20 protein-coding genes are annotated in these 24,454 nt (G+C 71.9%); 9 read left to right on the forward strand and 11 right to left on the reverse strand.

What is annotated here, in order from left to right; translation table 11 throughout:
• Positions 1–16 precede the first annotated feature (16 nt).
• The 6 genes from ACZ48Z_RS03405 (at position 17) to ACZ48Z_RS03430 (ending at position 8,114) form a co-directional block, all read left to right on the forward strand.
• Complete coding sequence (locus ACZ48Z_RS03405; protein WP_468734097.1) at positions 17–595, forward strand: antibiotic biosynthesis monooxygenase; 579 nt, start codon at positions 17–19, stop codon at positions 593–595.
• Between the two features lie 29 nt (positions 596–624).
• Entirely contained in the window at positions 625–2,874 is a 2,250-nt protein-coding gene (gene pabB / locus ACZ48Z_RS03410; protein ID WP_468734098.1) for an aminodeoxychorismate synthase component I, read from the forward strand.
• Positions 2,871–4,496 carry a benzoate-CoA ligase family protein gene (locus ACZ48Z_RS03415; RefSeq protein ID WP_468734099.1) on the forward strand — a complete coding sequence of 542 codons (1,626 nt, stop codon included), beginning with the start codon at positions 2,871–2,873 and terminating at the stop codon, positions 4,494–4,496. The genes pabB and ACZ48Z_RS03415 overlap by 4 nt, the downstream gene beginning before the upstream one ends.
• A 68-nt stretch (positions 4,497–4,564) precedes the next feature.
• A complete protein-coding gene (locus tag ACZ48Z_RS03420; RefSeq protein WP_468734100.1) occupies positions 4,565–6,127 on the forward strand; it encodes a class I adenylate-forming enzyme family protein in 1,563 nt (520 codons plus the stop codon).
• Complete coding sequence (locus tag ACZ48Z_RS03425) at positions 6,124–7,302, forward strand: FAD-dependent oxidoreductase (RefSeq protein WP_468734101.1); 1,179 nt, start codon at positions 6,124–6,126, stop codon at positions 7,300–7,302. The genes ACZ48Z_RS03420 and ACZ48Z_RS03425 overlap by 4 nt, the downstream gene beginning before the upstream one ends.
• Before the next feature lie 17 nt (positions 7,303–7,319).
• Positions 7,320–8,114 carry an aminotransferase class IV gene (locus ACZ48Z_RS03430; RefSeq protein WP_468734102.1) on the forward strand — a complete coding sequence of 265 codons (795 nt, stop codon included), beginning with the start codon at positions 7,320–7,322 and terminating at the stop codon, positions 8,112–8,114.
• A gap of 83 nt (positions 8,115–8,197) precedes the next feature.
• Here the strand turns inward: ACZ48Z_RS03430 and ACZ48Z_RS03435 are convergent, their stop codons facing one another.
• Both ACZ48Z_RS03435 and pdxR read right to left on the reverse strand, forming a co-directional pair.
• Positions 8,198–8,686 (reverse strand): carboxymuconolactone decarboxylase family protein, encoded by a 489-nt coding sequence (locus ACZ48Z_RS03435; RefSeq protein WP_468734103.1) that lies wholly within the window; start codon positions 8,684–8,686, stop codon positions 8,198–8,200.
• Between the two features lie 74 nt (positions 8,687–8,760).
• Positions 8,761–10,257, reverse strand: a complete 1,497-nt coding sequence (gene pdxR / locus ACZ48Z_RS03440; protein WP_468734104.1) for a MocR-like pyridoxine biosynthesis transcription factor PdxR — start codon at positions 10,255–10,257, stop codon at positions 8,761–8,763.
• Between the two features lie 46 nt (positions 10,258–10,303).
• Here pdxR and ACZ48Z_RS03445 point away from each other — a divergent pair, with 46 nt between their 5' ends.
• From ACZ48Z_RS03445 to ACZ48Z_RS03455, 3 genes are read left to right on the forward strand one after another with little or no spacing between them, the layout of a single operon-like run.
• Positions 10,304–10,801, forward strand: a complete 498-nt coding sequence (locus ACZ48Z_RS03445; RefSeq protein ID WP_468734105.1) for a carboxymuconolactone decarboxylase family protein — start codon at positions 10,304–10,306, stop codon at positions 10,799–10,801.
• Entirely contained in the window at positions 10,798–11,241 is a 444-nt protein-coding gene (locus ACZ48Z_RS03450) for a carboxymuconolactone decarboxylase family protein (protein ID WP_468734106.1), read from the forward strand. Before ACZ48Z_RS03445 ends, ACZ48Z_RS03450 begins: the two co-directional genes overlap by 4 nt.
• A complete protein-coding gene (locus ACZ48Z_RS03455; RefSeq protein WP_468734107.1) occupies positions 11,238–11,960 on the forward strand; it encodes an isocitrate lyase/PEP mutase family protein in 723 nt (240 codons plus the stop codon). The genes ACZ48Z_RS03450 and ACZ48Z_RS03455 overlap by 4 nt, the downstream gene beginning before the upstream one ends.
• Positions 11,961–11,966: 6 nt before the next feature.
• Here the strand turns inward: ACZ48Z_RS03455 and ACZ48Z_RS03460 are convergent, their stop codons facing one another.
• From ACZ48Z_RS03460 to ACZ48Z_RS03500, 9 genes are all read right to left on the reverse strand, one after another.
• Entirely contained in the window at positions 11,967–12,914 is a 948-nt protein-coding gene (locus tag ACZ48Z_RS03460; RefSeq protein ID WP_468734108.1) for an ABC transporter substrate-binding protein, read from the reverse strand.
• A 1-nt stretch (position 12,915) separates the two neighbouring features.
• Complete coding sequence (locus ACZ48Z_RS03465; protein ID WP_468734109.1) at positions 12,916–14,853, reverse strand: ABC transporter permease; 1,938 nt, start codon at positions 14,851–14,853, stop codon at positions 12,916–12,918.
• The gene (locus ACZ48Z_RS03470) at positions 14,853–15,929 is read right to left on the reverse strand and encodes a quaternary amine ABC transporter ATP-binding protein (protein ID WP_468734110.1); all 1,077 of its coding nucleotides are present in this window, start codon (positions 15,927–15,929) and stop codon (positions 14,853–14,855) included. The genes ACZ48Z_RS03465 and ACZ48Z_RS03470 overlap by 1 nt, the downstream gene beginning before the upstream one ends.
• Positions 15,929–17,452, reverse strand: a complete 1,524-nt coding sequence (locus tag ACZ48Z_RS03475; RefSeq protein ID WP_468734111.1) for a GMC family oxidoreductase — start codon at positions 17,450–17,452, stop codon at positions 15,929–15,931. The genes ACZ48Z_RS03470 and ACZ48Z_RS03475 overlap by 1 nt, the downstream gene beginning before the upstream one ends.
• 124 nt (positions 17,453–17,576) lie before the next feature.
• Entirely contained in the window at positions 17,577–19,103 is a 1,527-nt protein-coding gene (locus ACZ48Z_RS03480; protein ID WP_468734112.1) for an aldehyde dehydrogenase family protein, read from the reverse strand.
• A gap of 258 nt (positions 19,104–19,361) precedes the next feature.
• Entirely contained in the window at positions 19,362–20,585 is a 1,224-nt protein-coding gene (locus tag ACZ48Z_RS03485) for a hypothetical protein (RefSeq protein WP_468734113.1), read from the reverse strand.
• A gap of 54 nt (positions 20,586–20,639) precedes the next feature.
• Positions 20,640–20,996, reverse strand: a complete 357-nt coding sequence (locus ACZ48Z_RS03490) for a hypothetical protein (protein WP_468734114.1) — start codon at positions 20,994–20,996, stop codon at positions 20,640–20,642.
• A complete protein-coding gene (locus ACZ48Z_RS03495) occupies positions 20,983–22,779 on the reverse strand; it encodes a hypothetical protein (protein ID WP_468734115.1) in 1,797 nt (598 codons plus the stop codon). The genes ACZ48Z_RS03490 and ACZ48Z_RS03495 overlap by 14 nt, the downstream gene beginning before the upstream one ends.
• A 709-nt stretch (positions 22,780–23,488) precedes the next feature.
• The gene (locus tag ACZ48Z_RS03500) at positions 23,489–24,427 is read right to left on the reverse strand and encodes a hypothetical protein (RefSeq protein WP_468734116.1); all 939 of its coding nucleotides are present in this window, start codon (positions 24,425–24,427) and stop codon (positions 23,489–23,491) included.
• Positions 24,428–24,454 lie beyond the last annotated feature (27 nt).

The following is a 24,454-nucleotide window of genomic DNA, read 5'->3' on the forward strand; positions in this document are numbered from 1 at the left end:
TTGCGTACTGGGTGGCGTGAGCAGCAATCCCGTCACCGTCACCGTGGCCTATCACGTGGTGCCGGGCCGTGAGGCCGACTTCCACTCGTGGGGGTGGGCCATGCTGGCCGCGAGTTCGGCACAGCCGGGCTTCCTGGGGGGTGGCGTCCTTGTCGACCGAGAGGCGGAGTGGCATGTGGTCTATCGCTTCGCCAGCGAGGGAACAGCGCGGGCCTGGGAGGATTCGGCCACCCGGACGCAGTGGCATCGCCGGGCGGTGGATTTCGCTCAGCAGACGGAGCGCAGGAGCGTGCGGGGCTCCAAGCTGTGGTTCGACTCCCAGACAGCCATGCCGAAAGCGCCCACCCCACCGGCGAAATGGAAGCTTTGGTTCGTGAACATGAGCGCGGTCTTTCCACCGGTGCTCCTGTTCAATCTGATCGCTCTTCCTTATCTCGGCGGACTCAATCCACTTGTCCGCACGCTGCTGTTGTGCCTGTGTGTGACGGCTCTCGTCACCTGGATTCTTATGCCCCGGCTACAGCGTTTCTTCAAGAAATGGCTGTATCCGCCGCTCCAGGCCCTCCGCGGACGGCACAAAAGACGGACCGCATAGGTCCGGAACGAACCGAGGGAGGTGGGCGGGTGAAGACCCTGCTCATCGACAATTACGACTCTTACACGTACAACCTGTTCCAGCTGCTCGCCGAGGTCAACGGCGAGGAACCGGTCGTGGTCCTCAATGACGCGGTCGACGCGATTCCCGATGTCGGGGAATACCTCGCGGTGTTCGACAACGTCGTGGTGTCGCCCGGACCGGGGCATCCTGCCGAGCCGCGCGACTTCGGCCTGAGTGCCGCCGTACTGGCCGGGTCGTCCATCCCCGTGCTGGGCGTCTGCCTTGGGCACCAGGGCATCGCGCTCGGGGAGGGCGGCCGGGTGGAAGCCGCACCGGAGCCGCGGCACGGGCATCTGTCGACGGTCCGGCACGACGGACGGGACCTGTTCCAGGGACTCCCCCAGGACTTCACCGCGGTCCGCTACCACTCGCTGGCCGTGTCCGAGCCGCTCCCCGAGCCGCTGGAAGCCACCGCCTGGGCCGAGGACGGCGTGCTGATGGGGCTCAGACACCGCAGCCGGCCACTGTGGGGAGTGCAGTTCCACCCGGAGTCCGTACTCACCGACTACGGCCACCGCATGCTCGTCAACTTCCGCAATCTCACGGCGGAACGGGCCCGCAGACCGCGCACGAAGAACACCGCCGTGCCCCCGCCCGAGGCCACGATCCCCCGGCCCTCGTCGGTCATTCCGCGCCCTCGGCGAGCCGCTCCCGCCTACCGTCTGCACACCCGGCGCATCGCCGGCGCGGTCGACACGGAAGCCGCGTTCACCCGCATGTACGCGGCGTCGCCGCGGGCGTTCTGGCTGGACAGCGCGCTGATCGAGGACGGACGGTCACGGTTCTCGTTCTTCGGTGACGACAGCGGTCCGCTCGCGGAGTTCGTCCGCTACGACGTCGAGAGCGGCCGCTGCGAGATCGAGCGCGCCGGGCGGCCGACGCGGAAGGTCACGGCGAGTGTCTTCGACTATCTCGGACGGCAGTTGACGAGCCGTCGGGTGGACGGCTCCGGGCTGCCCTTCGACTTCACCGGTGGGTATGTCGGCTACTTCGGCTACGAGACGAAGGCCGACTGCGGGTCGCCGAACCGGCACTCCTCCGAAGTCCCTGACGCCTGCTGGCTGTTCGCCGACCGTCTGATAGCCGTGGACCACCTGAAGAGGTTCACCTATGCGGTCTGTCTGGCCGAGGACACCCCACAGGCCGCGCGGGAGGCCGAGGACTGGCTGGAGAGCGCGCTGGCCCAGCTGACCTTCGTCGCCACCGAGCCCGACGAGTCCTCCCTGCCCGGCGGCGCGGCGTTGCGCGACGGGGCCCCGTCGTCCTCCGCTGGGCAGACGCTGTCCGCACGGTCCGATCCGGACCTGGGCGCCGCCGAGCCATGGCTGGTGCGGGACCGGGCGACATACCTCGCCGACATCGAGTCCTGCGCGCGTGAGCTGCGGGCGGGTAGGAGCTACGAGGTCTGTCTGACGAACGCGGCCCGGTTACCCGCCCCGCCTGACGCGTACGCGTTCTACCGGGTGCTGCGCCGGGTCAACCCGGCGCCCTACGCGGCGTTTCTGAGGTTCGGGGACGTTGACGTGGCCGGTTCCTCGCCGGAGAGGTTCCTGCGGATCACCGGCGACGGGGTCGCCGAGGCACGGCCCATCAAGGGCACCGCGCCGCGGGGTACCGGGCCGGAGGAGGACGCCCGGCTGCGGGACGCGCTCGCGGCGGACCCCAAGACGCGCGCCGAGAACCTGATGATCGTCGACCTGCTCCGCAACGACCTGGGGCGGGTGTGCCGGACCGGGTCGGTGCGGGTGACGAGGCTGATGGCCACGGAGACGTATGCGACCGTGCATCAGCTCGTGTCGACCGTGGAGGGGCGGCTGCGCAAGGGAGTCGATGCGGTGGACTGCGTGCGCGCCTGCTTCCCGGGCGGCTCGATGACCGGGGCGCCGAAGCTGCGCACGCTGGAGATCATCGACTCCCTGGAGACCGAGGCCCGCGGTGTCTACTCCGGCGCCCTCGGATACCTGGGGTGCGGAGGGGGCGCGGATCTCAACATCGTGATCCGGACGGCGGTGTTCGCCGACGGGCTGATGCATCTGGGCGCCGGGGGCGCGATCGTCCTCGACTCCGATCCGGTCGCCGAGTACGACGAGATGCTGTTGAAGACGGCGGCCCAGATGAGAGCCCTGCACCTGCACACCGCGGACCGGACAGCGGAGCAGCGGCAGCGGACGGCGGTCCGCGGGGAACACACGGCCAGCGAGGAGTCGGTCCGATGACGATTCAGCAGACCGCGCCCTCAGCATCACCGTCACCGCATCCGCCACGGCATTCGTCACCGCTTCCGGCACCGCATCCGTCGCCCCTTCCGTCACCGTCTCTGTCGTCGGTCGGCTCCGGCGTCCCCGGCAACCTCGCCGACCAGCTCGCCGATCTCGCCGAGCGGCGGGGCTGGGTCGACAGGCCCGCCTTCCACCAGGGCCACCGCACCTGGACCCACGGTGAGGTGCACACGCTCGCGGCCCGGGCGGCCGGTGTGCTCGCCGGTCATGGCGTCACCGCTGGTGACCGGGTGGTGCTGGCGTTGCCGGACGGGATCGCGTGGGTGGTGGCCTTCCTCGGCATCGCGCGTCTCGGGGCGGTCGCCGTGCTCGTCAACCCCGAACTCCCCGCCACGGACCACGCGTTCATGGCGATGGACACCGGGGCGGTGCTCTGTGTGACGGGGCCGGGTCTTGAGGGCCGGTTCGCCGACCGGGCCCGGCTCGGTGCCGACCAGTTGCTCGCGCTCACCTCCTGCGCCGAGCCGGCCCCCGCCCATCCGGTCGACGCGCACACGCCGCTGTACGTCCAGTACACGTCCGGCACGACAGGCCGTCCCAAGGGGGTCGTGCACACGCACGGCGATCCGAAGACGTACCACGACCTGATCGGCCGGCGGCTGCTGCGGATCACCGGGGACGACGTGACCCTGTCGGTGTCGAAGCTGTACTTCGCCTACGGATTCGGGAACGCGTTCGTCTTCCCGCTGTTCTCCGGCTCGTCCGCGGTGCTGGTGGACCGGCGCCCGGCCCCGGCCGCCGTGGACGAGCTCGTGGTCAGGCACCGGGTGACGCTGCTCTACTCGGTGCCGTCCGCGTACGCCGCGCTGGTGGCCGACCGGGGCCGTGGACACGAGACCTGCTTCGCCTCGGTACGGGCCGCGGTGTCGGCCGGTGAGGGGCTGCCTCAGGACCTGGGGAGGCAGGTCACGGAGTTGCTCGGCGCGCCGGTGCTGGAGCAGATCGGCTCCACCGAGGCCGGTCACGCCTTCTGCGCCAACAGTTTCGACCACAACCGTCCCGGCACCGTCGGCCGCCCCGTGCCCGGCTTCGAGGTGGAGCTGCGCGACCGTGCGGGCACCCCGGTCCCGGACGGGACGGAGGGCGAACTGTGGGTGCGCGGACCGACGGTGACCTCCGGCTATCTGAACCGGCCCGAGGAGACCGGACGCACCCTGGTCCGCGGCTGGCTGGCCACCCGTGACCGGGCGGTCCGCGAACCCGACGGCACCTACCGGCACCTGGGCCGCGCCGACGACGTGGAGATGGTCGGGGGCATCACCGTCTCCCCGTTGGAGGTGGAGGCCGTCCTGCGCGCCCATCCGGCGGTGAAGGAGGTCGCGGTCGTGACCGTCGCCGACGGGACCGGAGTCGGCCGGCTGCGCGCCTTCGTCGTACCCGCCGCCCCGCAGGACATCGGCCTCCAGAGCCTTCAGTGCCTGCAGGAGGACCTCCTCCGGCTCGCCCGCGAGCGGCTGGCCGCGTTCAAGGTGCCCAGAAGCGTGAGCCTCGTCCCCTCGCTCCCCCGCACCCCCACCGGCAAGCTCCGCCGCCACCTGGTCCGTCAGGGCGCCTGGTGACCACCGCACAGGCGCCGCAGAGGCGCGACGGACGTACCCGTAGACGTACCGCTGAGAGGAACGGCCCCATGCGAGAGCAGCGACCACCCTTCGCCGACCGGGGGTTCTACCTGGGCCCGGTGTTCCGCCGGGCAGCCGACCGCCACGGCGCCGTATTCGTCACCCTGGACCGGCCCCTGGACACCCACCCGGCCCTCGGTGTCGACCTCACCTACGCGGCGCTGGCGGATGTCGTCGAGGACCTGTCCGGCCGGCTGTGGGAGGCGGGTGTCCGGCCCTCCGAGCAGGTGGTCGTACACAAGACGGACAACGTCGACATCGTGCTGCTGACCTGCGCGGTCGCCCGTATCGGCGCGGTGCCGGTGCTGCTGTCGCCCGGCCTGGCCGGTGAGGTGGTCGGGGAGTTGATCGAGCGGCTGCGACAGCCGTGGCTGGTGACCGACGGGGCCAAGCTGGCGGGGCCGCTCAAGGGGGTGGGGCTGCGGGTGCGGCAGGTCCTGTCCGTGGACGCCGCGCCGGGGGCCGAGCTGCTGGCGCAGTACTCCGGCGCCGAGCCTCCGCCGCCCGTGCGCCTGCATCCCCGTGAACCGGCCCTGATCACCCACAGTTCGGGCACCACCGGACTGCCCAAGCTGGCGGTGCACTGCGCGAACACCATGTGGAACCGGCTCGTTCCGCAGAAGGCGATGGGCTGGCCGACGCGTGGGGAGACGGCGGCGCTGCACATGTCGTTCGTGCACTCGCGCTTCTACCATCTGCTCGGCGTCCTGCTGCACTTCGGCAGCCCGCTGGTGCTGATCACCGACCCGGACCCGGGCGCCGTGGGGCCGCTCCTCGCGCGGCACCGGCCCGGCATCGTGGAGACGCATCCCAACACCTTCGTGCTGTGGGAGGAGTTGGCCGACGCGCCCGGGGCGCCGCTGTCGCGGGTGCGGTCGTACGGTTCGACGTTCGACGCGATCCACCCGCGCACGGTACGGCGGCTGCTGGACGCCTCGAAGCGCCGTGGTCCCTGGCTGATCCAGTTGTACGGGCAGAGCGAGACCGGGCCGGTCGCCTTCCAGTGGTTCACCCGGCGCAGTGCCGCACGCGCGGACGGGCGGCGGGTCGGCATCGGGATACCGGGCTTCACGCGCGTGCGGGTCGCGGGGCCGAGCGGTGAGCGGGTCGCCACCGGGACCCGCGGCCGGATCGAGGCCCGTACCCGAGGGCGGATCCTCACCTACCTCGGTATGCAGGACCGCTACGACCGCCAGCTCGACGACGGCTGGTGGGAGATGGGCGACATGGGCTACCGGAGCAGGCTGGGCGGTCTGTATCTGATCGACCGGGAGATCGACCAGATCGACTCCGTGCACAGCAACCTGGAGGTCGAGGACACCTTGATGGAGCGGCTGGAGGAGCTGCGGGAGGTCGTCATCGTGCCGGGCGCCGACCGGGAGCCGGTGCCGGTGGTGTGTGTGCGGGGCGAGCGGCCGCTGGACCCCGAGCGCTGGCGGGAGGCGACGGCCGACCTGCCGGCGATGGCCGAGCCGAGGCAGTGGCGGTTCGAGGAGCTGCCGTTGACCGCGACCTGGAAGGTGAAGCGGGTCGAGATCACCCGGATGCTGACGGAGGGCGTGCGCGCGTGACACCGGTCGTGGTGGTCGGTGCCGGGCCGGTGGGTCTGTCGGCCGCGCTGGCACTGCGGGCGCGGGGCCTGCCGGTCGTGCTGCTGGAGGCGGACCCGGAGGACCGTGAACGGCCGGGCAGCCGGGCCCTGTTCGTGCACCGGGAGACCCTCGCGCTGCTCGACGGGATGCTGCCGGGGCTGGCCGCCGAGATCACCTCGTACGGGCGGACCTGGCCGACCAGGCGGACCTTCTACCGGGGGCGCGAGGTGTACTCCCGCACCCATCCGCCGAGGCCCGGCCCACCGCCCTTCACCAGCCTGCGCCAGGTCGACACCGAACGCTTTCTGCGGGCCGCGTGCGAGCGCGCGGGCGTGGAGTTCGTGTGGGAAGCGCGGGTGCTCAGCGCCCGCACCACGGCGACCGGGGTCCGGCTGAGCTGCGCGGACGGGCGGGAGTGGAGCTGCGCGTACGCCGTGGCCGCCGACGGCGCCCGGTCCGTCGTACGCGGTTCGCTGAGCGTCGCCATGGAGGGCGAGCGGGGCGAGGGCTTCCATGTGGTCGTCGACGTGGCCGACGTCCTCGATGCCGGGCTGCCGCTGGAGCGGGTCTTCCACTACGAGCATCCGGGCGTGGGCGGCCGCAGTGTGATGCGGGTGCCGTTCACCGGTGGCTTCCAGGTCGACCTCCAGTGCCGGGACGACGACATGGAGGAGGAGTTCGGGACCGAGGAGGCCGTACGGCGTTGGTTGCCGGGGGTCGTGGGTGAGGGGTACGGCGAGCGCATCCTGTGGGTGTCGACGTACCGCTTCCTGCGCAAGGTGGCCGTCTCGTTCACCGATCCGCACCGGCGGGTGCTGCTCGTCGGGGAGGCGGCGCACCTCTTCCCGCCGTTCGGGGCGCGGGGCATGAACAGCGGCATCGCGGACGCGGCGGCCGCGGCGGAGGCGATCACCGTCGGTACGGCCGGGGCGGTCGAGGAGTTCGCCGACGTACGACGGGCCGCCGCGCTGTTCAACAGTGCCGCCGCCGGTGCCGCGCTGGACCATCTGCGGCCCCGGCGCCGGATCGTCCGGGTCGGACAGCGGGCGGCGGCGGCACTCGCGCCCGTGCTGCCGTGGTGCGGGTCGTGGCTGGAGCACGCGCCCTACGGGCCGCGGCACGGAGCGCCGGTGAACGCCGGCGGCACGTACTGAGGGAGAGAGGAACCGCTGTGACACAACCGGTCGTCGCGGAGGGCCTGTTGGCATGGTCACCGAGCCGGGGGCTGACCCCGGCGTCGGAGCCGGCGGGGCCTCTGCTGGTCGCGGACTCCTGGCTGGTACGGGACGGCAGGGTGCGCGGGTTCGAACGGCACCGGGAGCGGTTCCTGCGGGCCTGCGGTGAGACCGGCGGGCCACCGTTGCGCCGGCTGCTGGAGTTCTGGCGGGACATGGCCGACACGCTGCCGCGCACAGGTGAGTGGTTCCCCCGGGTCGAACTCGCGCCCCACTCCCTGGAGTTGCGGCTGCTCCTGCGGCACGCGCCCCCGCTCGGGGCCGGCATGCGGGTCTGGGCGGCGGGCCAGTCCGATCCGCGGACCGTGCCCCGGCGCAAGGGACCGGACCTCGGCGCCCTCGCCGGGGTGCGCGAGCGGGCGGCCGGACAGGGCGCTCAGGAGGCGGTGCTGGTCGCGCCCTCCGGCACCGTGCTGGAGGCGGCCACGGCCAGCGTGGTGTGGTGGGAGGACGACACCCTGTGCCTGCCGCCGCCCCGGCTGCCGGTCCTGCCCGGGGTGACCGTCGCCCTCGTTCAGGAGCGGGCCCGGCGCGACGGGATCCGCGTCGCCCACCGCGAGCGGACCGTGGCCGAGCTGGACGGCCGTGAGGTGTGGCTGGTGAACGCGCTGCACGGGATCCGGCCGGTGACGGGATGGACCGGCGGGCCACTGCGGGCGGCACCGGCGGAACGCGCCCCGGAATGGCGGGCATGGCTGGACGACATCATGGAGCCGCTGCCGAGTTACTGAATTCCCGCACCGGAAATGCGCCGAGCCGAAGAGGACGCGGCGCATTTCCGGCTGCCCGAATTCAACTTTCCTGCGACTGTTCTTCAGCTCTTGGGCTTGGGCTGATAAGCGCCCGGCGCCATTCGGGTCGCGATGGCGATCCGGTTGTACGCGTTGATGACGGTGGCCGCCCAGATCAGTGCGGCGATCTGCGTCTCGTCGAAGACCTCCGCTGCCTCGGCGTAGACCGTGTCCGGTACCTGGCCGTCGTGCACGAGGGTCACGGCCTCGGTCAATGCCAGTGCGGCACGCTCGCGGGCGGTGAAGAAGGGGGTCTCCCGCCAGGCGTTCAGGGCGTAGACGCGCTGTTCGGTCTCCCCCGCCGCGCGGGCGTCCTTGGTGTGCATGTCGAGGCAGAACGCGCAGCCGTTGATCTGTGAGGCGCGGATCCGGATCAGTTCCAGGATTTCCGGCTCGACCTTGGCGTCCTGGCCCGCGGAAACGGCGGCGCCATGCAGGGAGCCCATCGCCGCGGACACGTCGGGGGTGATTCTCTTCAGGGCCACACGGGATATGGATGCACTGTTGTTCATGGGCCGACTCTATCCGCGCGATCGTATTCGGGAATACCGAACAGCCTAAACGGACGGCGTCATTACCCGCGGTGTTATTCGGGCAGCACCGCGCACAGCGCTTCCAGGGCTCCCGACCAGGCGTGGTCCGGCGGTGTCCCGTAGCCGACGACGAGCGCGTCGCGCCGCTCGACGGTCGCCTCGGGATGCTGGTAGCGGTGCAGGCCGTGCACCGCGAGACCCTGCCAGGCCGCCGCCCGCAGCGTCGCCTGTTCGGTGCCCGGCGGCAGCCGCAGCACGACGTGCATGCCGGCCGCGATCCCGGTGGCGTGGACCTGCGGGGCCCGCCGTGCGAGCTCGGCCACCAGGGCGTCGCGGCGGCGCCGGTATCGCAGCCGGGCGGCGCGCACATGACGGTCGTAGGCGCCGGAGGTCAGGAACTCGGCGAGGGTCAGCTGGTCCGGGGAACCGCAGCTGTCGACGCCGCCCTTGGTCCCGAGCACCTCCTCCATGAGACCCGGCGACAGCACCAGCCAGCCGAGCCGCAGGCCGGGGGCGAGGGACTTGCTGGCCGTACCCGCGTAGACCACCTGATCGGGGTCGAGTCCCTGGAGGGCGCCGACGGGCTGGCGGTCGTAGCGGAACTCGCCGTCGTAGTCGTCCTCGACGACCAGCCCGCCCGTGCTGCGCGCCCAGTCGACGACGGCCGCCCGCCGGTCGCGGTGCAGGGTGCCGCCCATCGGGAACTGGTGGGCGGGCGTGAGCAGGACCGCGCCCTGGTCGGTCAACTCCCCGGGGTCCGTGCCGCGTTCGTCGAACGGCAGCGGCACGCTCCGCAGACCGGTGCCCGCCAGCAGGTCCCAGTGCGCGTCGAGGCCGTACGACTCCACGGCGACCGTGCGCGCACCGCGGGCCCGCAGCACCGCGCCGAGGATGCGCAGTCCGTGCGAGAACCCGGCGCACACCAGGATGCGGCCGGGGTCGGCGCGTACGCCGCGGGCGCGGGCGAGGTAGCCGGCGAGTGCGGTCCGCAGTTCGACACGGCCGCGCGGGTCGCCGTAGTCGAGGGCCTGGTAGGGCGCGGTGGCCAGGGCCCGGCGGGCGGCCTTGAGCCACTGGGTGCGGGGGAAGGAGGCGAGGTCCGGGGTGCCGGGGACCAGGTTGTAGGCGGGCCGGTGCGCGGGCGGAGGGCCGGGGGTGCGCCGAGGCGCGGGCGCGGAAGCCGCAGGCGGGCCGGGCACGCCGGTTCCGGTGCTGGTGTCCGGAACGTTCCGCGGGCCGGTGACGTCGAGGTGCGTCTCCGCGGCGGAGGCGGACGGCGGTGTGACCGTCCGTTCCGCCACCCGTGTGCCCGAGCCCTGGCGGGCCGCGAGCCAGCCCTCCGCGACGAGGTCGGCGTAGGCGTCCGCGACCGTGTTGCGGGCGATGCCCAGGTCGGCGGCGAGGGAGCGGGAGGAGGGAAGCCGGGTGCCCGGGGCCAGGCGGCCGGTGCGGACGGCCTCACGGAGGGCGTCGGTGAGGCCCCGGCGGATGCCGGGACCGGTGGGTTCCAGGTGGAGGTCGACGCCGAAAGTGGCCCATGGTTTCGCCATGGAAGTGGACCATACCCCTGGGCTGCCCGGCTTCTAGGGTCAAGGCATGACCACAGCGGAAACCACGCCCAACGCCTCCGAACAGCCGCCCCGTCTCGCCTGGGCCCAGCACGCCCCCGAGGTCTACAAGGCGATGCTCCGCCTCGACACGGCCGCCCGGAAGGGCCTCGACCCGAGGCTCCTGGAGCTCGTGAAGATCCGCGCCTCGCAGCTCAACCACTGCGCGTTCTGCCTCGACATGCACTCCAAGGACGCCCTCGCCGCCGGGGAGAGCGTCGAGCGGATCATCCAGCTCGGCGCGTGGGAGGAGTCGGCGCACTTCTACACGGAGAAGGAGCTCGCCGCCCTCGAACTGACCGAGGCGGTCACGGTGATCACCGACGGCTTCGTGCCCGACGAGGTGTACGCGCACGCGGCCAAGCACTTCGAGGAGGCCGAGCTGGCCCAGCTGATCGCCGCGATCACGGTGATCAACGCGTGGAACCGGTTCGGCGTGACCTGCCGTATGACGCCCGGCCACTACGAGGCGGGCAGCCACCAGTGAGCCGTACGGCCCAACTCGACCGCGAGGTCGGATCGGCCCTGTCCGCGCTCAGCGCGGCCGCGAAGCAGGGACTCGGCGACCCCGCCCTCGCCGAACTCGTCGCCATCCGGGCCTCGCAGCTCAACCACTGCGCGTTCTGCCTGGACATGCATCTCTCGATCGCCCGTGAGCACGGGGTGAGCGAGAAGCAGCTGGACCTGCTGGCCGCCTGGGAGGAGGCCGAGGGCGTCTACGACGAGCGGGAACGGGCCGCGCTCGCGCTGACGGAGGCGGTGACCGTCCTGACGGAGGGGTTCGTGCCGGACCCCGTCCACGCCCGAGCCGCCCGGCACTTCGACGACCGTCGACTCGCCCATCTCATCGCCCTGATCGTCGCCATCAACAACTGGAACCGGGTCATGGTCAGCCGCCGGATCCCGCCGGGAGGTCACCGGCCGTGAGGAAGGTGGACGTCTTCCGCGCCCTGCACCGCAACCGCCTCCCGGGCGACCCCCTCGTCCTCCCCGGCCCCTGGGACGCGGCTGCCGCGCGGGTGCTGGAGGAGGCCGGGTTCCCGGCGCTCGCCACGCCCAGCGCAGGGATCGCGGCCTCGCTCGGGTACGAGGACGGGGCCACGCCGGCCGACGAGATGTTCGCCGCGGTGGCGCGCATCGCCGGGGCCGTGGACGTTCCCGTGTCGGCGGACGTCGAGAGCGGGTACGGGCTGGCGCCGAAGGAGCTGGTGGAGCGGCTGCTGGAGGCGGGGGTCGTGGGCTGCAACCTGGAGGACTCCGAGCACGGAGGCCTCAAGGACCCCCACGAGCACGCCGAGTGGCTCGCCGAGGTGCGGTACGCGGCCGGGGACGGGTTGTTCGTCAACGCGCGCGTGGACACCTTCTCCTACGGTGACGGCAACCCTGAACGGGCCATCGAACGAGCCGCGCTGTACGTCGCCGCGGGCGCCGACTGCGTCTATCCGATCGGCGCCCCGGTGAACGTACTGCCCCTGTTGCGGTCCGGCATCCAGGGGCCGCTCAACGTGTTCGGGCGCTTGGACGGCGAGGGCCCCTCGCCCACCGCGCTCGGTGAACTCGGGGCCACTCGCGTCACGTTCGGGCCGGGCCTGCAGCGCCGGGCGGCGCGGGCGCTGCGCGGGATGGCCGACGAACTGAGGCGCTGAACGCGGTCAGGACAGCCACGCCTTCCAGATGGACGGGTGGCTGTCCACCCACTTCTTCGCCGCCTTCTCCGGCGTCAGCTTCTGGTCGGCGATCATCAGGGAGACCTGGTTCTGGTCCTCGGTCGTCCACTTGAACTTCTTCAGGAAGGCCGCCGCCTTGCCACCGGACTTGGCGAAGTCCGTGTTGAGGTACTTCTGGAGCGGGGTGTGCGGATAGGCGCAGGTGATCTTCGCCGGGTCCGCGTCGCAGCCCTCCTTGTAGGCGGGCAGCTTCACCTCGGTCATGGGGACCTTCTCGAACAGCCACTGGGGGGCGTACCAGTAGGTCAGGAAGGGCTTCTTCTCCTTGGCGAACTGTTTCATCTGGGTGATCTGCGCGGCCTCCGAGCCGGCGAACACCACCTGGTAGTCCAGGTCAAGGTTCTTCACCAGCGCCTTGTCGTTGGTGACGTAGGACGGGGAGCCGTCCATCAGCTGGCCCTTGCCGCCGCTCTCGGCGGTGCGCAGCTGGGAGGCGTACTTGTTGAGGTTCTTCCAGTTCGTGACGTCCGGGTGCTGCTTGGCGAAGTACGTGGGGACGTACCAGCCGATGTGCCCGGTCACGCCGAGTCCGCCGCCCGGCGTGATCGTCTTCTTGTCCTTGACGTACCGCTGTTCCTGCTCGGGGTGGCCCCAGTCCTCCAGGATGGCGTCGACGCGGCCCTGGCTGAGCGCGTCCCAGGCGGGGACCTCGTCGACCTGGACGGTGTCGACGCGGTAGCCGAGCTTGTGTTCGAGGAGGTACTGGGCGACGGCCACGTTGGCCTGCGCGCCGACCCAGGACTGGACGGACAGGGTCACCGACTTGGCGCCCTGGGCGTTGGCGAAGGGCGAGGCCTGCTTGGTCATGTCGGCGGCTCCGCAGCCGGTGAGCAGCAGCAGGGCGCCGCCCACGGCGATCGCGCGTGCGCGCATGTCAGGCTCCCTTCCTCGTGCGGCGTTCGGTCGGCTGGGTGACCCGGTCGAGCATCAGACCGAGGCAGACGATGGCCGCGCCGGCGACCAGTCCGGTCGCCAGGTCGCCCTGGGCGAGGCCGAAGACGGTGTCGTAGCCGAGCGCGCCTCCGCCGACCAGGCCGCCGATGACGACGACGGCGAGGACGAGCACCACGCCCTGGTTGACGGCGAGCAGCAGCGCGGGCCGGGCGAGCGGGAGTTGGACCTGTCGCAGCTGCTGCCAGCTGGTCGCGCCGAGCGACCTCGACGACTCCATGGCCGCCGGGTCGACCTGGCGCAGGCCCTGCGTGGTGATGCGGACGACGGCGGGCAGCGCGTAGACGACGGCTGCCGCGGCGGCGGGCGCGCGGCCCACGCCGAACAGTGCGACGACCGGGATCAGGTACACGAACTGCGGCATGGTCTGGAAGACGTCAAGGACGGGCCGGAGCAGCCGTTCGACGCGGTCGCTGCGGGCCGCGGCGACGGCGGTCGCGAAGCCCAGCACAAGGGTGACGGCGACGGCCGCCAGGACCTGCGACAGGGTGTCCAGCGCGGGCGTCCACACCCCGAGGACGCCGATCGCGGCCATGGCGAGGACCGCGGTGAGCGCGGTGCGCCAGGTGCCGATCAGCCAGGCCAGAGTGGCGACGATGAGCAGGACGGACCACCAGGGCAGTCCCTGGAGTCCGTCGCGGACCGGGTCGAGGATCCAGGTGGTGAAGTGGGCCGCCCAGTCGGCGGTGCCGCCGATGAGGGGGACACCGGAGTAGAGGTGGTTCGTCATCCAGTCGACGGCCCGGTTGACGGGCTCGGCGATGTTCAGGGTCCAGGCGTCCGGCCAGTCGAGACGGCCCACCAGGCGTCCGACGACCGCGACGGCCGCGGCGGCGGCGAGGGCGTACGCCCATCCCGCGCGGCCGGGCCGTTCGATCCCGTCGCCCGCCGCAGCCGTCACCCGGTCCAGGACGACGGCCAGCAGCACGATGGGGATGCCGGCCGCGAGGGCCGCGCCCACGTCGACCGAGGCCAGTGCCTGGTAGACGCGGTCTCCGAGGCCGCCGGCGCCGATCACGGACGCGATGACGGCCATCGAGAGGGCCATCATGATCGTCTGGTTGAGGCCGAGGAGGAGTTCCTTGCGGGCCAGTGGGATGCGGGCGGTCAGCAGCCGCTGCCGGGCGGTGGTGCCGAGCGACTCGACCGCTTCCAGCACCTCCTTGTCCGCGCCCTGCAGGCCGAGCGCGGTGAGCCGGGCCATGGGCGGGGCGGCGTAGACGACGGTCGCGAGGACGGCGGCCGGGACGCCCATGCCGAAGACCAGGACCACCGGGAGGAGATAGGCGTAGGCGGGCATGACCTGCATGGTGTCCAGGACCGGGCGCAGGATCCGGTCCATACGGCCGGACAGTCCGGCGGCGAGCCCCAGCAGGGCGCCGACGACGACGGACGCGAGGACGGCGACGACCATCAGGGCGAGGGTCTGCATGGTCGGCACCCACATGCCGAGCAGACCGCAGGCGAGGAACGCCGCCGTCGTGCCCAGGGCGAGCCTGACACCGGCGACACGCCAGGCCACGAGGGCGCCGAACGCGGTGACGCCGGCCCAGCCCGCGCCGAGCAGGACCAGATACACGGCGTGTACGGAGATCACGACGGCGTTGCTGACGTAGCCGAAGAAGTAGAGGAACAGGGGGTGGCTGTCCCGGTTGTCGATGATCCAGTCGCTCACCTTGCCGAGCGGACCGGTGAGGTCGACGGTGAGGGCGTCGGGCCAACTGCCGCTGGCCCATTGGGCGTTGGCGAGCGGGACGAGGACGGCCGCGGCGAGGGCGATGAGCAGGAGCTTGTGGACCGCCCGGTGCTTCAGCAGGCCGGTGGGAAGGGTGCGGGGCGTGGACGCGGTGACGGTCGCCATCAGACGGCCTCCTTGCGGAGCTCCGTTCCGGCCACGACGTCGATGAGACGCTCGTGGTCGACGACGCCCAGGCAGCGCCCGTTCTCCACGACGCACACCGGCCGGCCGCTGCGGGCGACGACCTTGATGGCGTCGGCGACCACGGCGTTCGGGGCCAGCGCGCCCGGGTGGTCCGGGCCCGCGCAGCCGCCCGGCCGCATGGCCCTGCGGACCGTCATGACCTGCTCGCGCGGCACGTCCCGGACGAACTCGCGGACGTAGCCGTCGGCCGGGGAGCCGACGATCTCCTCCGGGGTGCCCAGCTGGACGACCTTGCCGTCCCGCATCAGGGCGATGCGGTCGCCGAGCTTGAGGGCCTCGTTCAGGTCGTGGGTGATGAAGACCATCGTGCGGCCCTCCTCGCGGTGCAGGCGGACGACCTCCTCCTGCATGTCCCGCCGGATCAGCGGGTCGAGAGCGCTGAACGGCTCGTCGAACAGCAGGACCTGCGGGTCCACCGCCAACGCCCGCGCCAGGCCGACGCGTTGCTGCTGGCCACCGGAGAGCTGGGAGGGCTTGCGCTGTTCCATGCCCTCCAGGCCGACCTTCGTGACGACCTCGGCGGCCCGCGCCCGGCGCTCGGCCCTGCCCATGCCCTGGATCTCCAGGCCGTACGCCACGTTGTCGAGGACCGTGCGGTGCGGGAGGAGGCCGAAGTGCTGGAAGACCATCGCGGCACGGTGGCGGCGCAGTTCACGCAGCCGGGACTTGTCCATCGCGCGGACGTCCTCGCCGTCGATGCAGATCGTGCCGGCCGTCGGTTCGATGAGGCGGGTCAGACAGCGCACCAGGGTGGACTTGCCTGAGCCGGACAGGCCCATGACGACGAAGACCTCGCCCTTGCGGACGTCGAAACTCACGTCCCGCACGGCGGCCGTACAGCCCGTCCGGGCGCGCAGGTCGGCGGGGTCGAGGGCGGCCAGTTCGGCATCCTCCGGAACGCGGTCCGCCTTGGGGCCGAAGACCTTCCACAGGCCGTCGACGGAGAACACCGACTCTGTGGTCGGCGGCTTGTCCAGGGTCGCGGTCGTACTCATCACGCACCACCTCCGAGCAGATCAACGGCTTTCTCACCGACCATGAGCACCCCGATCATGGGGTTCACGGCGGTCATGGTCGGGAACACGGACGCATCGGCGATCCGGATGCCGTCCAGCCCGCGGACCCTCAACTCGGGGTCGACGACGGCCTGTTCGTCCTCGGCGGCACCCATGCGGCAGGTGCCGGCCGGGTGGTACACGGTGTGCGCGACCTTGCGGGCGTACTCGCTCAGCTCCTCGTCACCGGTGACGTCGGGGCCGGGGCACACCTCCCGCTTCAGCCAGCCGGCGAGCGGTTCGGTCCGCGCGATCTCGCGGGCGATCCTGATCCCGTCGACGAGGGTGCGGCCGTCGTAGTCGTCCTCGTCGGTGAAGTACCGGAAGTCGAGGGCCGGCTTCACGGCCGGGTCCGCGCTCGTCAGGTAGAGACGGCCGCGGCTCTTCGGCTTGGGGATGTTCGGGGTCATCGAGACGCCGTACGCCGGGCGTTCGTAACCGAGACGTTCAGGGTTGTCCGTGAAGGGGACCTGGTAGAAGTGGAACATCAGGTCAGGGCCCGCGTGGTCGGCGTCGCGGCGCACGAACAGGCCCGCGTCGGAGTCCATCGCGGAGTTCTCGGGGATCGGCCCGTTCGTCTCCCAGACGATCACCGACTCGGGATGGTCGAGAAGGTTCTCGCCGACGCCCGGCAGATCGTGCACCACGGGGATGCCGAGCGCTTCGAGGTCCTCGCGCGGTCCGATGCCCGAGTGGAGCAGCAGCCGGGGCGAGTCGACGGCGCCCGCGCACAGGACGACTTCGCGGCGGGCCCTGACCAGGGTCTCCTCGCCGTCCTTGGCGCGCACGTGCACGCCTCGCGCGTGCGTGCCGTCGAGTTCCAGCTTGTGGGCCCAGGTCTCCAGCAGGATCGTGAGGTTCTGCCGCTCGTCCATCACCGGGTGCAGATACGCCACCGACGCCGAGGAACGCTTGTTGTTCTCCGGGTGGTAGGCGAGGTCGAAGAAGCCGACGCCGTCGTCGAACGGCTTCTTGTTGAAGCCCTCGACGCGGGGGACGTCCAGCGCCTTCTGGGCCGCGTCGACGAAGTCGCGGGCGATGGCGTTGCGGTCCTTCTCGTCGACCGGGACGATGTTGTTCTTCAGCCGGGCGTAGTACGCCTCCATCGGCACCGCGCCCCAGCCCTTGGCGCCGGCCTCCTCCCACTCGTCCCAGTCGGAGGGCAGCGGCTTGAAGGCGATGAGGGTGTTGTGGGAGGAACAGCCGCCGAGGACCCTGGCACGGCTGTGCCGGATGTGGGAATTGCCGCGTGGCTGCTCGGTGGTGGGGTAGTCGTAGTCGAGCTCGCCGCCGAGGAGGCCCATCCAGCGGCGCAGGGTGAGGACGTCGTCTCTGCCGACGTCGCTGGGACCGCCCTCGATGACGGCCACGGTGACATCGGGGTTCTCGGTGAGGCGGGAGGCTATGACGGAACCTGCCGTTCCGCCGCCGATCACGACGTAGTCGTATTCGATCTCGTGCATGGGGGTACTCCAGGGAAGTCTTGCGTGGGGGAAGAGGGAGACGGGTCGGTGGGCCGACGGGTGGGGGCTCAGTGACCGACTCACTCAGTGGCCGAGCGACCGCCTGGCCCGGTGGCCGACTGGCTCAGCCTCCGAACCACCGCACCGGCTTCGGCGCCAGGTTCTGGTAGACGTGCTTGGTCTCGCGGTACTCGGCGAGCCCGGCGGGACCGAGTTCGCGGCCCACTCCGCTCTTGCCGAAGCCGCCCCACTCCGCCTGCGGAAGGTAGGGGTGGAAGTCGTTGATCCAGACGGTCCCGTGACGCAGCCGCCCCGCGACCCGGCGGGCGCGTCCCGCGTCGGCGGTCCAGACGGCACCGGCGAGGCCGTACTCGGTGTCGTTGGCGAGGGCCACGGCCTCCTCCTCGGTCCGAAAGGTCTCGACGGTGAGAACCGGCCCGAAGACCTCCTCCCGGACGACCCGCATCTCGCGGTGGCAGCGGTCGAGGACGGTCGGCTCGTAGAAGTAGCCGTCCTCGGGGCGTTCCGGAGCCGGCTTGGGCCGCTGCCCGCCGGAGCGCAGCACCGCGCCCTCCTCCAGTGCGGAGGCGACGTACGACTCGACCTTGGCTCGCTGCTGCTCGGAGACCAGGGGCCCGCACTCGACGCCGTCCTCGGTGCCGCGGCCGAGGCGGATCCGCCCGGCCCTGAGTGCGAGTTCGGCGACGAAACGATCCCTCACGGACTCCTCGACGATGAGGCGGCCGCCCGCCGAGCAGACCTGGCCGCTGTGGATGAACGCGGCGTTCAGGGCCTGGTCGACGGCGGTGTCGAAGGCCTCGGGGGTGGTGCAGGCGTCGGCGAAGACGACGTTGGGGTTCTTGCCGCCGAGTTCGAGGGCGACCTTCTTGACGCTGGGGGCGGCCGCCTGCGCGACCTTGGTGCCGCTGATCAGGCCGCCGGTGAAGGAGACCAGGTCGACGTCGGGGTGCTCGGCGAGCCGGGCGCCGACGGTGTGGCCCGGTCCGGTGACGATGTTGGCGACACCCTGGGGCAGTCCGGCCTCGGCCAGCAGCTCGATGAGCGCGATCGTCGTCATCGGGGTGATCTCGCTCGGCTTGACCACGAAGGTGTTGCCGGCGGCGAGCGCCGGGGCGATCTTCCAACTGGCCTGCAGGAGCGGGTAGTTCCAGGGGGTGATCAGTGCGCACACGCCGACGGGCTCGTGCACGACGACGCTGTGGATGTCGGGCGAACCGGCGTCCACGACCCGGCCGGGCGCCTCGGCGGCGACGAGGTCGGCGAAGTAGCGGAAGGCGTCGGCGACACAGTCGATGTCGACCCGGCCCTCCTCCACGGTCTTGCCCGCGTCCCGGCTCTCAAGGAGGCCGAGTTCTTCGCGGTCGCGTACGAGAAGATCGGCGACGCGTCGCAGCAGTGCGGCACGTTCGGCGACCGGAGTCCGCGGCCAGGCGCCCTGGCCGCCGTCGAAGGCCTGGCGGGCGGCGGCGACCGCCAGGTCGGTGTCCTTCTCGTCGCCCTCCGCGACCACGGCGAACGGTCGCGCGTCGGCGGGGTCGAGGATCTCGCGGGTGGCGCCGGAGACGGCTGCACGCCATTCGCCGCCCGCGTGGATGGTCTGCGGCTCCTGCCGCGCCTGCTGTCCGGCCATGATCGATGTTGCCTTCCGTTCCAGTTCAGTGCCCCTGCGTCACACACATGTCACTCACCGGGACCGTCATCGCCTGCCCACGACCTTCCATTGCATGCGCAATCGATGGCTGAAAGTGTGCTGAGTCACTGAACATACGGCCAAAAGGGCTAAATCGTACACCGGACGTGCGCCCACGGCGACGCGCCCCCATGGAGGCAACGCCGTGGAGGCAACGCCGTGGCACGGAGAGCGCGGCCCCCGCTCCTGGGCCCGGGTTCAGTCGATCGCCGCCGGATCGCAGGCGTAGGGCGCGCAGAAGCCCGAGAGCGCGGTGGTCAGGAGGTCCAGTTCGTCCTCGCGGCCGTCCTTCTCCAGGCCGTACGCGGCGATCGCGTAGATGAAGCCGTCCTGGGCGACGAAACGCTCGTCGTAGACGTGCCAGGGACCCACGTCCGGCTCACCGCTGAGGGAGTCGGCCAGGTACTCCAGCCGTTCCCCGGTGAAGTCGCCGTCCCCTCCGCCCCCTCCGCCTCCGACGGGCTTGAGGGCCAGTTTCCGGAAACCGTCCGGCTTGGTGGTGTCGGCGGACAGGTACAGCTCGAAGGACGCCTCCGGCGACTCCTCCGCCACCTGATACACCTGGAGCCGACGTTCGCCGTCCGCGCTGCGGTAGCTGACGACGTCGATGCCGTACCGGGAGCGCAGGGTGGTCCGCGCCCACCCGGCGGGACGGGCGATACGGAACCCCTCCTCGTCCTCGTACAGCTCGTACCCGGCGGGGAGTGCGGGCTCCGAGGCGAGCGGCGACGCCGTCTCCCCGGTGGGCGACGGGGTCGGCGACACGTACGGATCGCTCTGCTGGGAGACGGCCCCCGTGGGCGACGGGCTTGCGCCGCCGGCCTTGTCGTCCTCGTCCCCGCCGTCCACGACCAAGGTCAGCACCAGCGTCACGGCGACACCGACGGCGGCGGCGCCGATCAGCGCGGACCAGATGAGCCGACGGTTCCTCCCGGGCGCAGCGGCGGAGGCGTCGGGAGGTGCGGTGACGGCCGGCTGACCGGTGGTCGACCAGGACGCCCCCGACCACTCGGCCGACGGCACGGTTCCGCCGCCGACCTGCTCGACGGAGGACCAGCCGCCACCGGGGCCCTCTGCCGCGCCGGGCCCGTGCCAGGTACTCCCACCACCGGAGCCACCGGACCCGCCGGGCCCACCGGAGCCGGGCCACCCGGACACCGGGGCACCAGCATCGGGCCCCGCATCCACCCCGGACGTCCCGGACGCCCCCGCCGAAGGCGGCCACACCGGCGCGGGCGGATCCGCCGGAGGCGTCCCCCCGTCGGCCGACGACACTCCCGGCGGCCAGGTCGGCGCGGCCCCCGGACGCGCCGGTGGCGGCGGAGTGACCGGACCGGTCGCCGCCCGGCTGCCGTCCCCGCCCCCGTCCCCGTCCTCCCAGCGCTGGGACTCCTCGTTCCAGTACCGCACTCCCCCGCTCATGCCCTCCCCCTCCAACTCGCGCGCACCGGAACCCCGTTCACCGCGCCATCCCTCTCACAGGCCCAGCAGTCCGGCGACGGCACCCGCCGACGCGATGAGGCCGACCAGTGCCTGCGAGTCGTCCAGCAACGCCCGCAGCCGTTCCCGGCGCGTCGGCCCCGCCTGCCCCGTCGTGACGATCTCCTCCTCCGTGTCGGCCAGCGCCGTGTCCAGCGCGGCCGTCTCGTCGGTGGCCCGGACTCTGGTGAGGTCGGCGCGGAGTTCGCGTACGGCGTTCAGGAGCGCCTCGGCGGCCTCGTCGCGCCGGGGCGCCGTACCGTGGTGGCTCTCGGCGTGCGCGTGGCTGCCGATGGCGAAGGTGCTGCCGTGGACACCGCCGCTGATGCTGACGCCTGGCTCATCCGTTGCCATTGCTTCCGCTTCCCTTCTGCGACGCGGTACCCGCGCCTGCCGGAGACGTGGTGGAGGTCGCCGTGGCATGCGAGCCCATGGCGAACGTGCTGCCATGGATGCCGCCCTCGACGTTCACCCCGCCGCTGCTGATGTTCACGATCTTCTGGACGAACTCGCCGGTCTGGTAACCGGATTCGGCCAGCGCGGTCAGCACGCCGTGCGCGACCCGGTCCTGCACGCTCCTGAGGTAGCGGTAGGCGTCCATCTCCTGGAACGTCGACCCCTCGTCCATCGAGCCGAGCTCGCGCACCGACAGCGCGGGGCCGTCGGGCAGCGCGCCCGTGTAGCCGCCGGTGAACAGCTTCCACCCGTACCGGACGCCCCTGCCGAGGGTGACGACGGAGCGGGCCGCGGAGCCGGGCACCCGGGCCACCGCCCAGGCGGCCTTGCCGACCACGTTGTTGTGCCGGTAGGTGTGCGCCGCCCGGTCGGCGTCCTTGAAGTCCTCACGGACCGGCAGCAGCACATGCGGGGCGATCTCCAGCATGAGCATGCGGCCCTGGGTGTGGACGCGCACGAACACCGTGACGACCAGCTCCTCCTCCCAGCCGCCGACGCGGACACGCAGGAAGTGCCGCCGTTTCTCGGCGCCCTCCTCGACCGCGCGCGCCCGGTGCTCCTCGAAGGCCTGCGGGTGGTACGGCGCCTCCTCGCGCCGCCGCAGCCCCTCCGCGGGCAGGAACACGCACTCGTCGATCTCCAGCCACCTCAACCGGTCACGGACCGTGTGCCCGGCGAACTCCGAGGGCAGCCGCAGCTGTTCGAGCAGCGGGCGGATCTTCTCCAGGACCGCGCGGTTGTTCAGCGGGAGCTGTTCCTTCTTCGTCACGTCGGGCCGCAACTCGACGGCGAGCACCCAGGTCTCGTAGGCGGCCCCGGCTCCGCAGAACGGACGCTTCTCGTGGTACATGACCAGCGGTGCGTGCTGCTCGGTGCGGATGCGCTGCTTCAGCCGCTGGAACCGCCCGCCCTCGGCGCGCTCTGCGGGGTCGCCGGCCGCGTCCGGGAAGCGCTGCGGGGACAGTTCGGCGCCGACCGCCCTGGCGAACTGGCCGCGTTGGGCGGCCACGCACAGCGCGATCAGCACGAAGACGACGACCACCAGCCAGGCCTGCATGGGCCCGATCAGCCCGGACGCCCCGTCGAGGTCGGGGAACAGCAGGTCGGACAGGCTGGGCGAGTCGTCGTAGGAGCTGTAGGAACCGCCGTAGCCGTACGAGTCGCCGTTGGACGAGGAGTCGTCGCCTCCGCCGAACGCGACGACCAGGGCGAGGATGAGGAACATCGCGAAGGTGAGACGGCCCCACCAGCGCAGGAAGAAGGCGGGCAGCCGCCGGTACAGGGGCGGGTTCGTGCCCTTGCCGCGGATCCAGGAGGCGGCCGCGAGCATCAGGCTGGGGCCGAGGAACGCGAACAGCAGCCCGCCGGTCAGCGGCAGCCCGATCACCCAGAGCCCGAGGATCAGCCCGGACCACAGCAGTTCCTGGCGGCGGGCCCGCAGCGCGTGCGCGAGGACCCGGGCCGCGTCGAGGCCGAGCGAGGGTGCGACGATCCGCTGTTCGTTCAGGTGCAGTTGCTCGATGACCCGGTCCCGGTAACCGGAATCCAGGTAGGTGCCCGCACACAGCAGCCGGGTCGCCTCGCTGGCGTGCGGTGGCGTGGGCGGCCCCGGTGGCGCCGCCGAAGGTGGTGTGCCGCCCTGGGCCGGCTGCGGTTGCTGAGGCACGTATGCAGTACTCACGCCACTCCCCCGATGCGTGCAAAACCCTTGCTGAATGCTGTTGTTGGCAAACGCTCAGCATAGGGGTGCGCCCCCTTCGGGGAAACCGGAATGTCCAGGGACGCCCGACCCTGCGGGCTCAGGGTCTGGTCCACGTCAGCATCCACCCGGACGACAGCCGGCCGGCTGCGCGTGATCGAGCCGACCCGCGCCGGAAGAACCGACGGCCTCCGTGACCGATCCGGCGACTCGCGCACTATCGCGTTCGCCCGGAAACGAGTACTGTCGCGTTCGGCCCCCCACTGGACCAACCGCCCTTGCCCGCACCCGAGTTGAACGAGGAGCCGCCGTGCCCTCCCTGCTGAACCCGGTCGTCGGCCTGCTGCTGCTCCGCGGCATCGTCACCGACACCGAACCGGCCCGTGCGCGCGGCGCGCACATCGAGGACGACACCCCCGCCGGGCCCCACACCCGCCCCGGACAACAGGTGCGCACCCCGACCTGCTCCGGCCTCCCGGCGCGTCGTCGTACTCGCTGTGGAGCCATGCCCCTTTCCCGGGCGTCGAGTTGCCCGCACCGCTCCGCACCGGGACGGCGTGACGCCGCGAGGGCGCGGCCGGCGGGCAGGTGTGTCCTCCCGGCGGGCCCGAGGGCTCGGCCGCACTCCGCCCCGGCGCCGCGGGGCACGTCGTCATAGCGAACGGGGTCGCGGACCCCGCGGAAGGCCGGCTCAGCCGCACTCCGTGTCCGCCGGGCAGAAGGAGCCCAGCGCCTTGGTGAGCGGCTCGCGCACCAGGGTGGACGCGAGCGCTGCGGGGCCGGTGGCGCGGATCGCGTACAGCGTGCCGTCGGCGGCCTCGAAGCGGTGGTCGACGACCTGGCGGGCGCCGAGGTCCGGGTCGTCGTAGCGGTAGGCGAGTTCGGTCCAGGTGGTGCCGGAGGACCGGTCGAGGACCTGATAGCCGGGCTGGCGCGAGAAGCCGTAGCCGGGGTCGTTCTCGGCCAGGTCGAGGGAGCGGGCCGGGGTGTCCTCCGCGAGCCGGAAGATCTGCAGCCGGCGGCCGTCCGCGGGGGCGTCGTAGACGACGACGGGAGCGAGTCGGCCCTGCTTCTCGGTGCGCGTCCAGCCCCTGGGGACGTCGATCGTGTAGCCGACGGGGTCCTGGGTGCGGCGGTACGTGCCGGTGGCCGTGGCGGAGGAGGGCGACGGGGACGAGACGGCCGTGACACTCGGGGCCGGACCGGATCCGGTGCGGGACCCGAGGGAGGTGTCCCTGATGAGGAACCAGACCCCGGCGCCGACCGAGACACCGACCAGGACGGCCACGGCGAGGGCGCCGAGCACCCGCCGGAACCGGTGCGGCGCGGGAGGTGTCCGGGGCGGAGCGGGCACGGCCGCCGTCCAGGGAGGCGCGAGCGGCGACGGCTGCGCCGGTGCGGCTCCCGTCCACGGGGAGACGAACGAGGTCTGCGTCTCCGCGGAAGCCCACCGTGGCGCGATCCCGGGTTCCTCCGCGGAACCCCATCGCCGCCCGACCCCGAGTTCCTCCGCGGAACCCCACCGCCGCGCGATCCCCGTCTCCCCCGAGCTCCAGGCCGCCCGGCCTCTCTCCTCGCTCGGTTCGCGTTCCGCTCCGGAACCGGAGCTGTCGCCGTTCCAACCGCTCATCGCGAAACCCCCGATTCACCCCACCTG

This window comes from Streptomyces sp. NPDC031225, from assembly GCF_055570355.1.

What these genes read in the sequence shown, in the direction of transcription:
- ACZ48Z_RS03485 (WP_468734113.1), bottom strand. Translation starts at nt 20,585, where the DNA reads ATGAGCGGGGGAGTGCGGTACTGGAACGAGGAGTCCCAGCGCTGGGAG.
- ACZ48Z_RS03420 (WP_468734100.1), top strand. Translation starts at nt 4,565, where the DNA reads ATGCGAGAGCAGCGACCACCCTTCGCCGACCGGGGGTTCTACCTGGGC.
- ACZ48Z_RS03445 (WP_468734105.1), top strand. Translation starts at nt 10,304, where the DNA reads ATGACCACAGCGGAAACCACGCCCAACGCCTCCGAACAGCCGCCCCGT.
- ACZ48Z_RS03500 (WP_468734116.1), bottom strand. Translation starts at nt 24,427, where the DNA reads ATGAGCGGTTGGAACGGCGACAGCTCCGGTTCCGGAGCGGAACGCGAA.
- ACZ48Z_RS03480 (WP_468734112.1), bottom strand. Translation starts at nt 19,103, where the DNA reads ATGGCCGGACAGCAGGCGCGGCAGGAGCCGCAGACCATCCACGCGGGC.
- ACZ48Z_RS03475 (WP_468734111.1), bottom strand. Translation starts at nt 17,452, where the DNA reads ATGCACGAGATCGAATACGACTACGTCGTGATCGGCGGCGGAACGGCA.
- ACZ48Z_RS03470 (WP_468734110.1), bottom strand. Translation starts at nt 15,929, where the DNA reads ATGAGTACGACCGCGACCCTGGACAAGCCGCCGACCACAGAGTCGGTG.
- ACZ48Z_RS03490 (WP_468734114.1), bottom strand. Translation starts at nt 20,996, where the DNA reads ATGGCAACGGATGAGCCAGGCGTCAGCATCAGCGGCGGTGTCCACGGC.
- ACZ48Z_RS03435 (WP_468734103.1), bottom strand. Translation starts at nt 8,686, where the DNA reads ATGAACAACAGTGCATCCATATCCCGTGTGGCCCTGAAGAGAATCACC.
- ACZ48Z_RS03465 (WP_468734109.1), bottom strand. Translation starts at nt 14,853, where the DNA reads ATGGCGACCGTCACCGCGTCCACGCCCCGCACCCTTCCCACCGGCCTG.
- pdxR (WP_468734104.1), bottom strand. Translation starts at nt 10,257, where the DNA reads ATGGCGAAACCATGGGCCACTTTCGGCGTCGACCTCCACCTGGAACCC.
- ACZ48Z_RS03460 (WP_468734108.1), bottom strand. Translation starts at nt 12,914, where the DNA reads ATGCGCGCACGCGCGATCGCCGTGGGCGGCGCCCTGCTGCTGCTCACC.
- ACZ48Z_RS03415 (WP_468734099.1), top strand. Translation starts at nt 2,871, where the DNA reads ATGACGATTCAGCAGACCGCGCCCTCAGCATCACCGTCACCGCATCCG.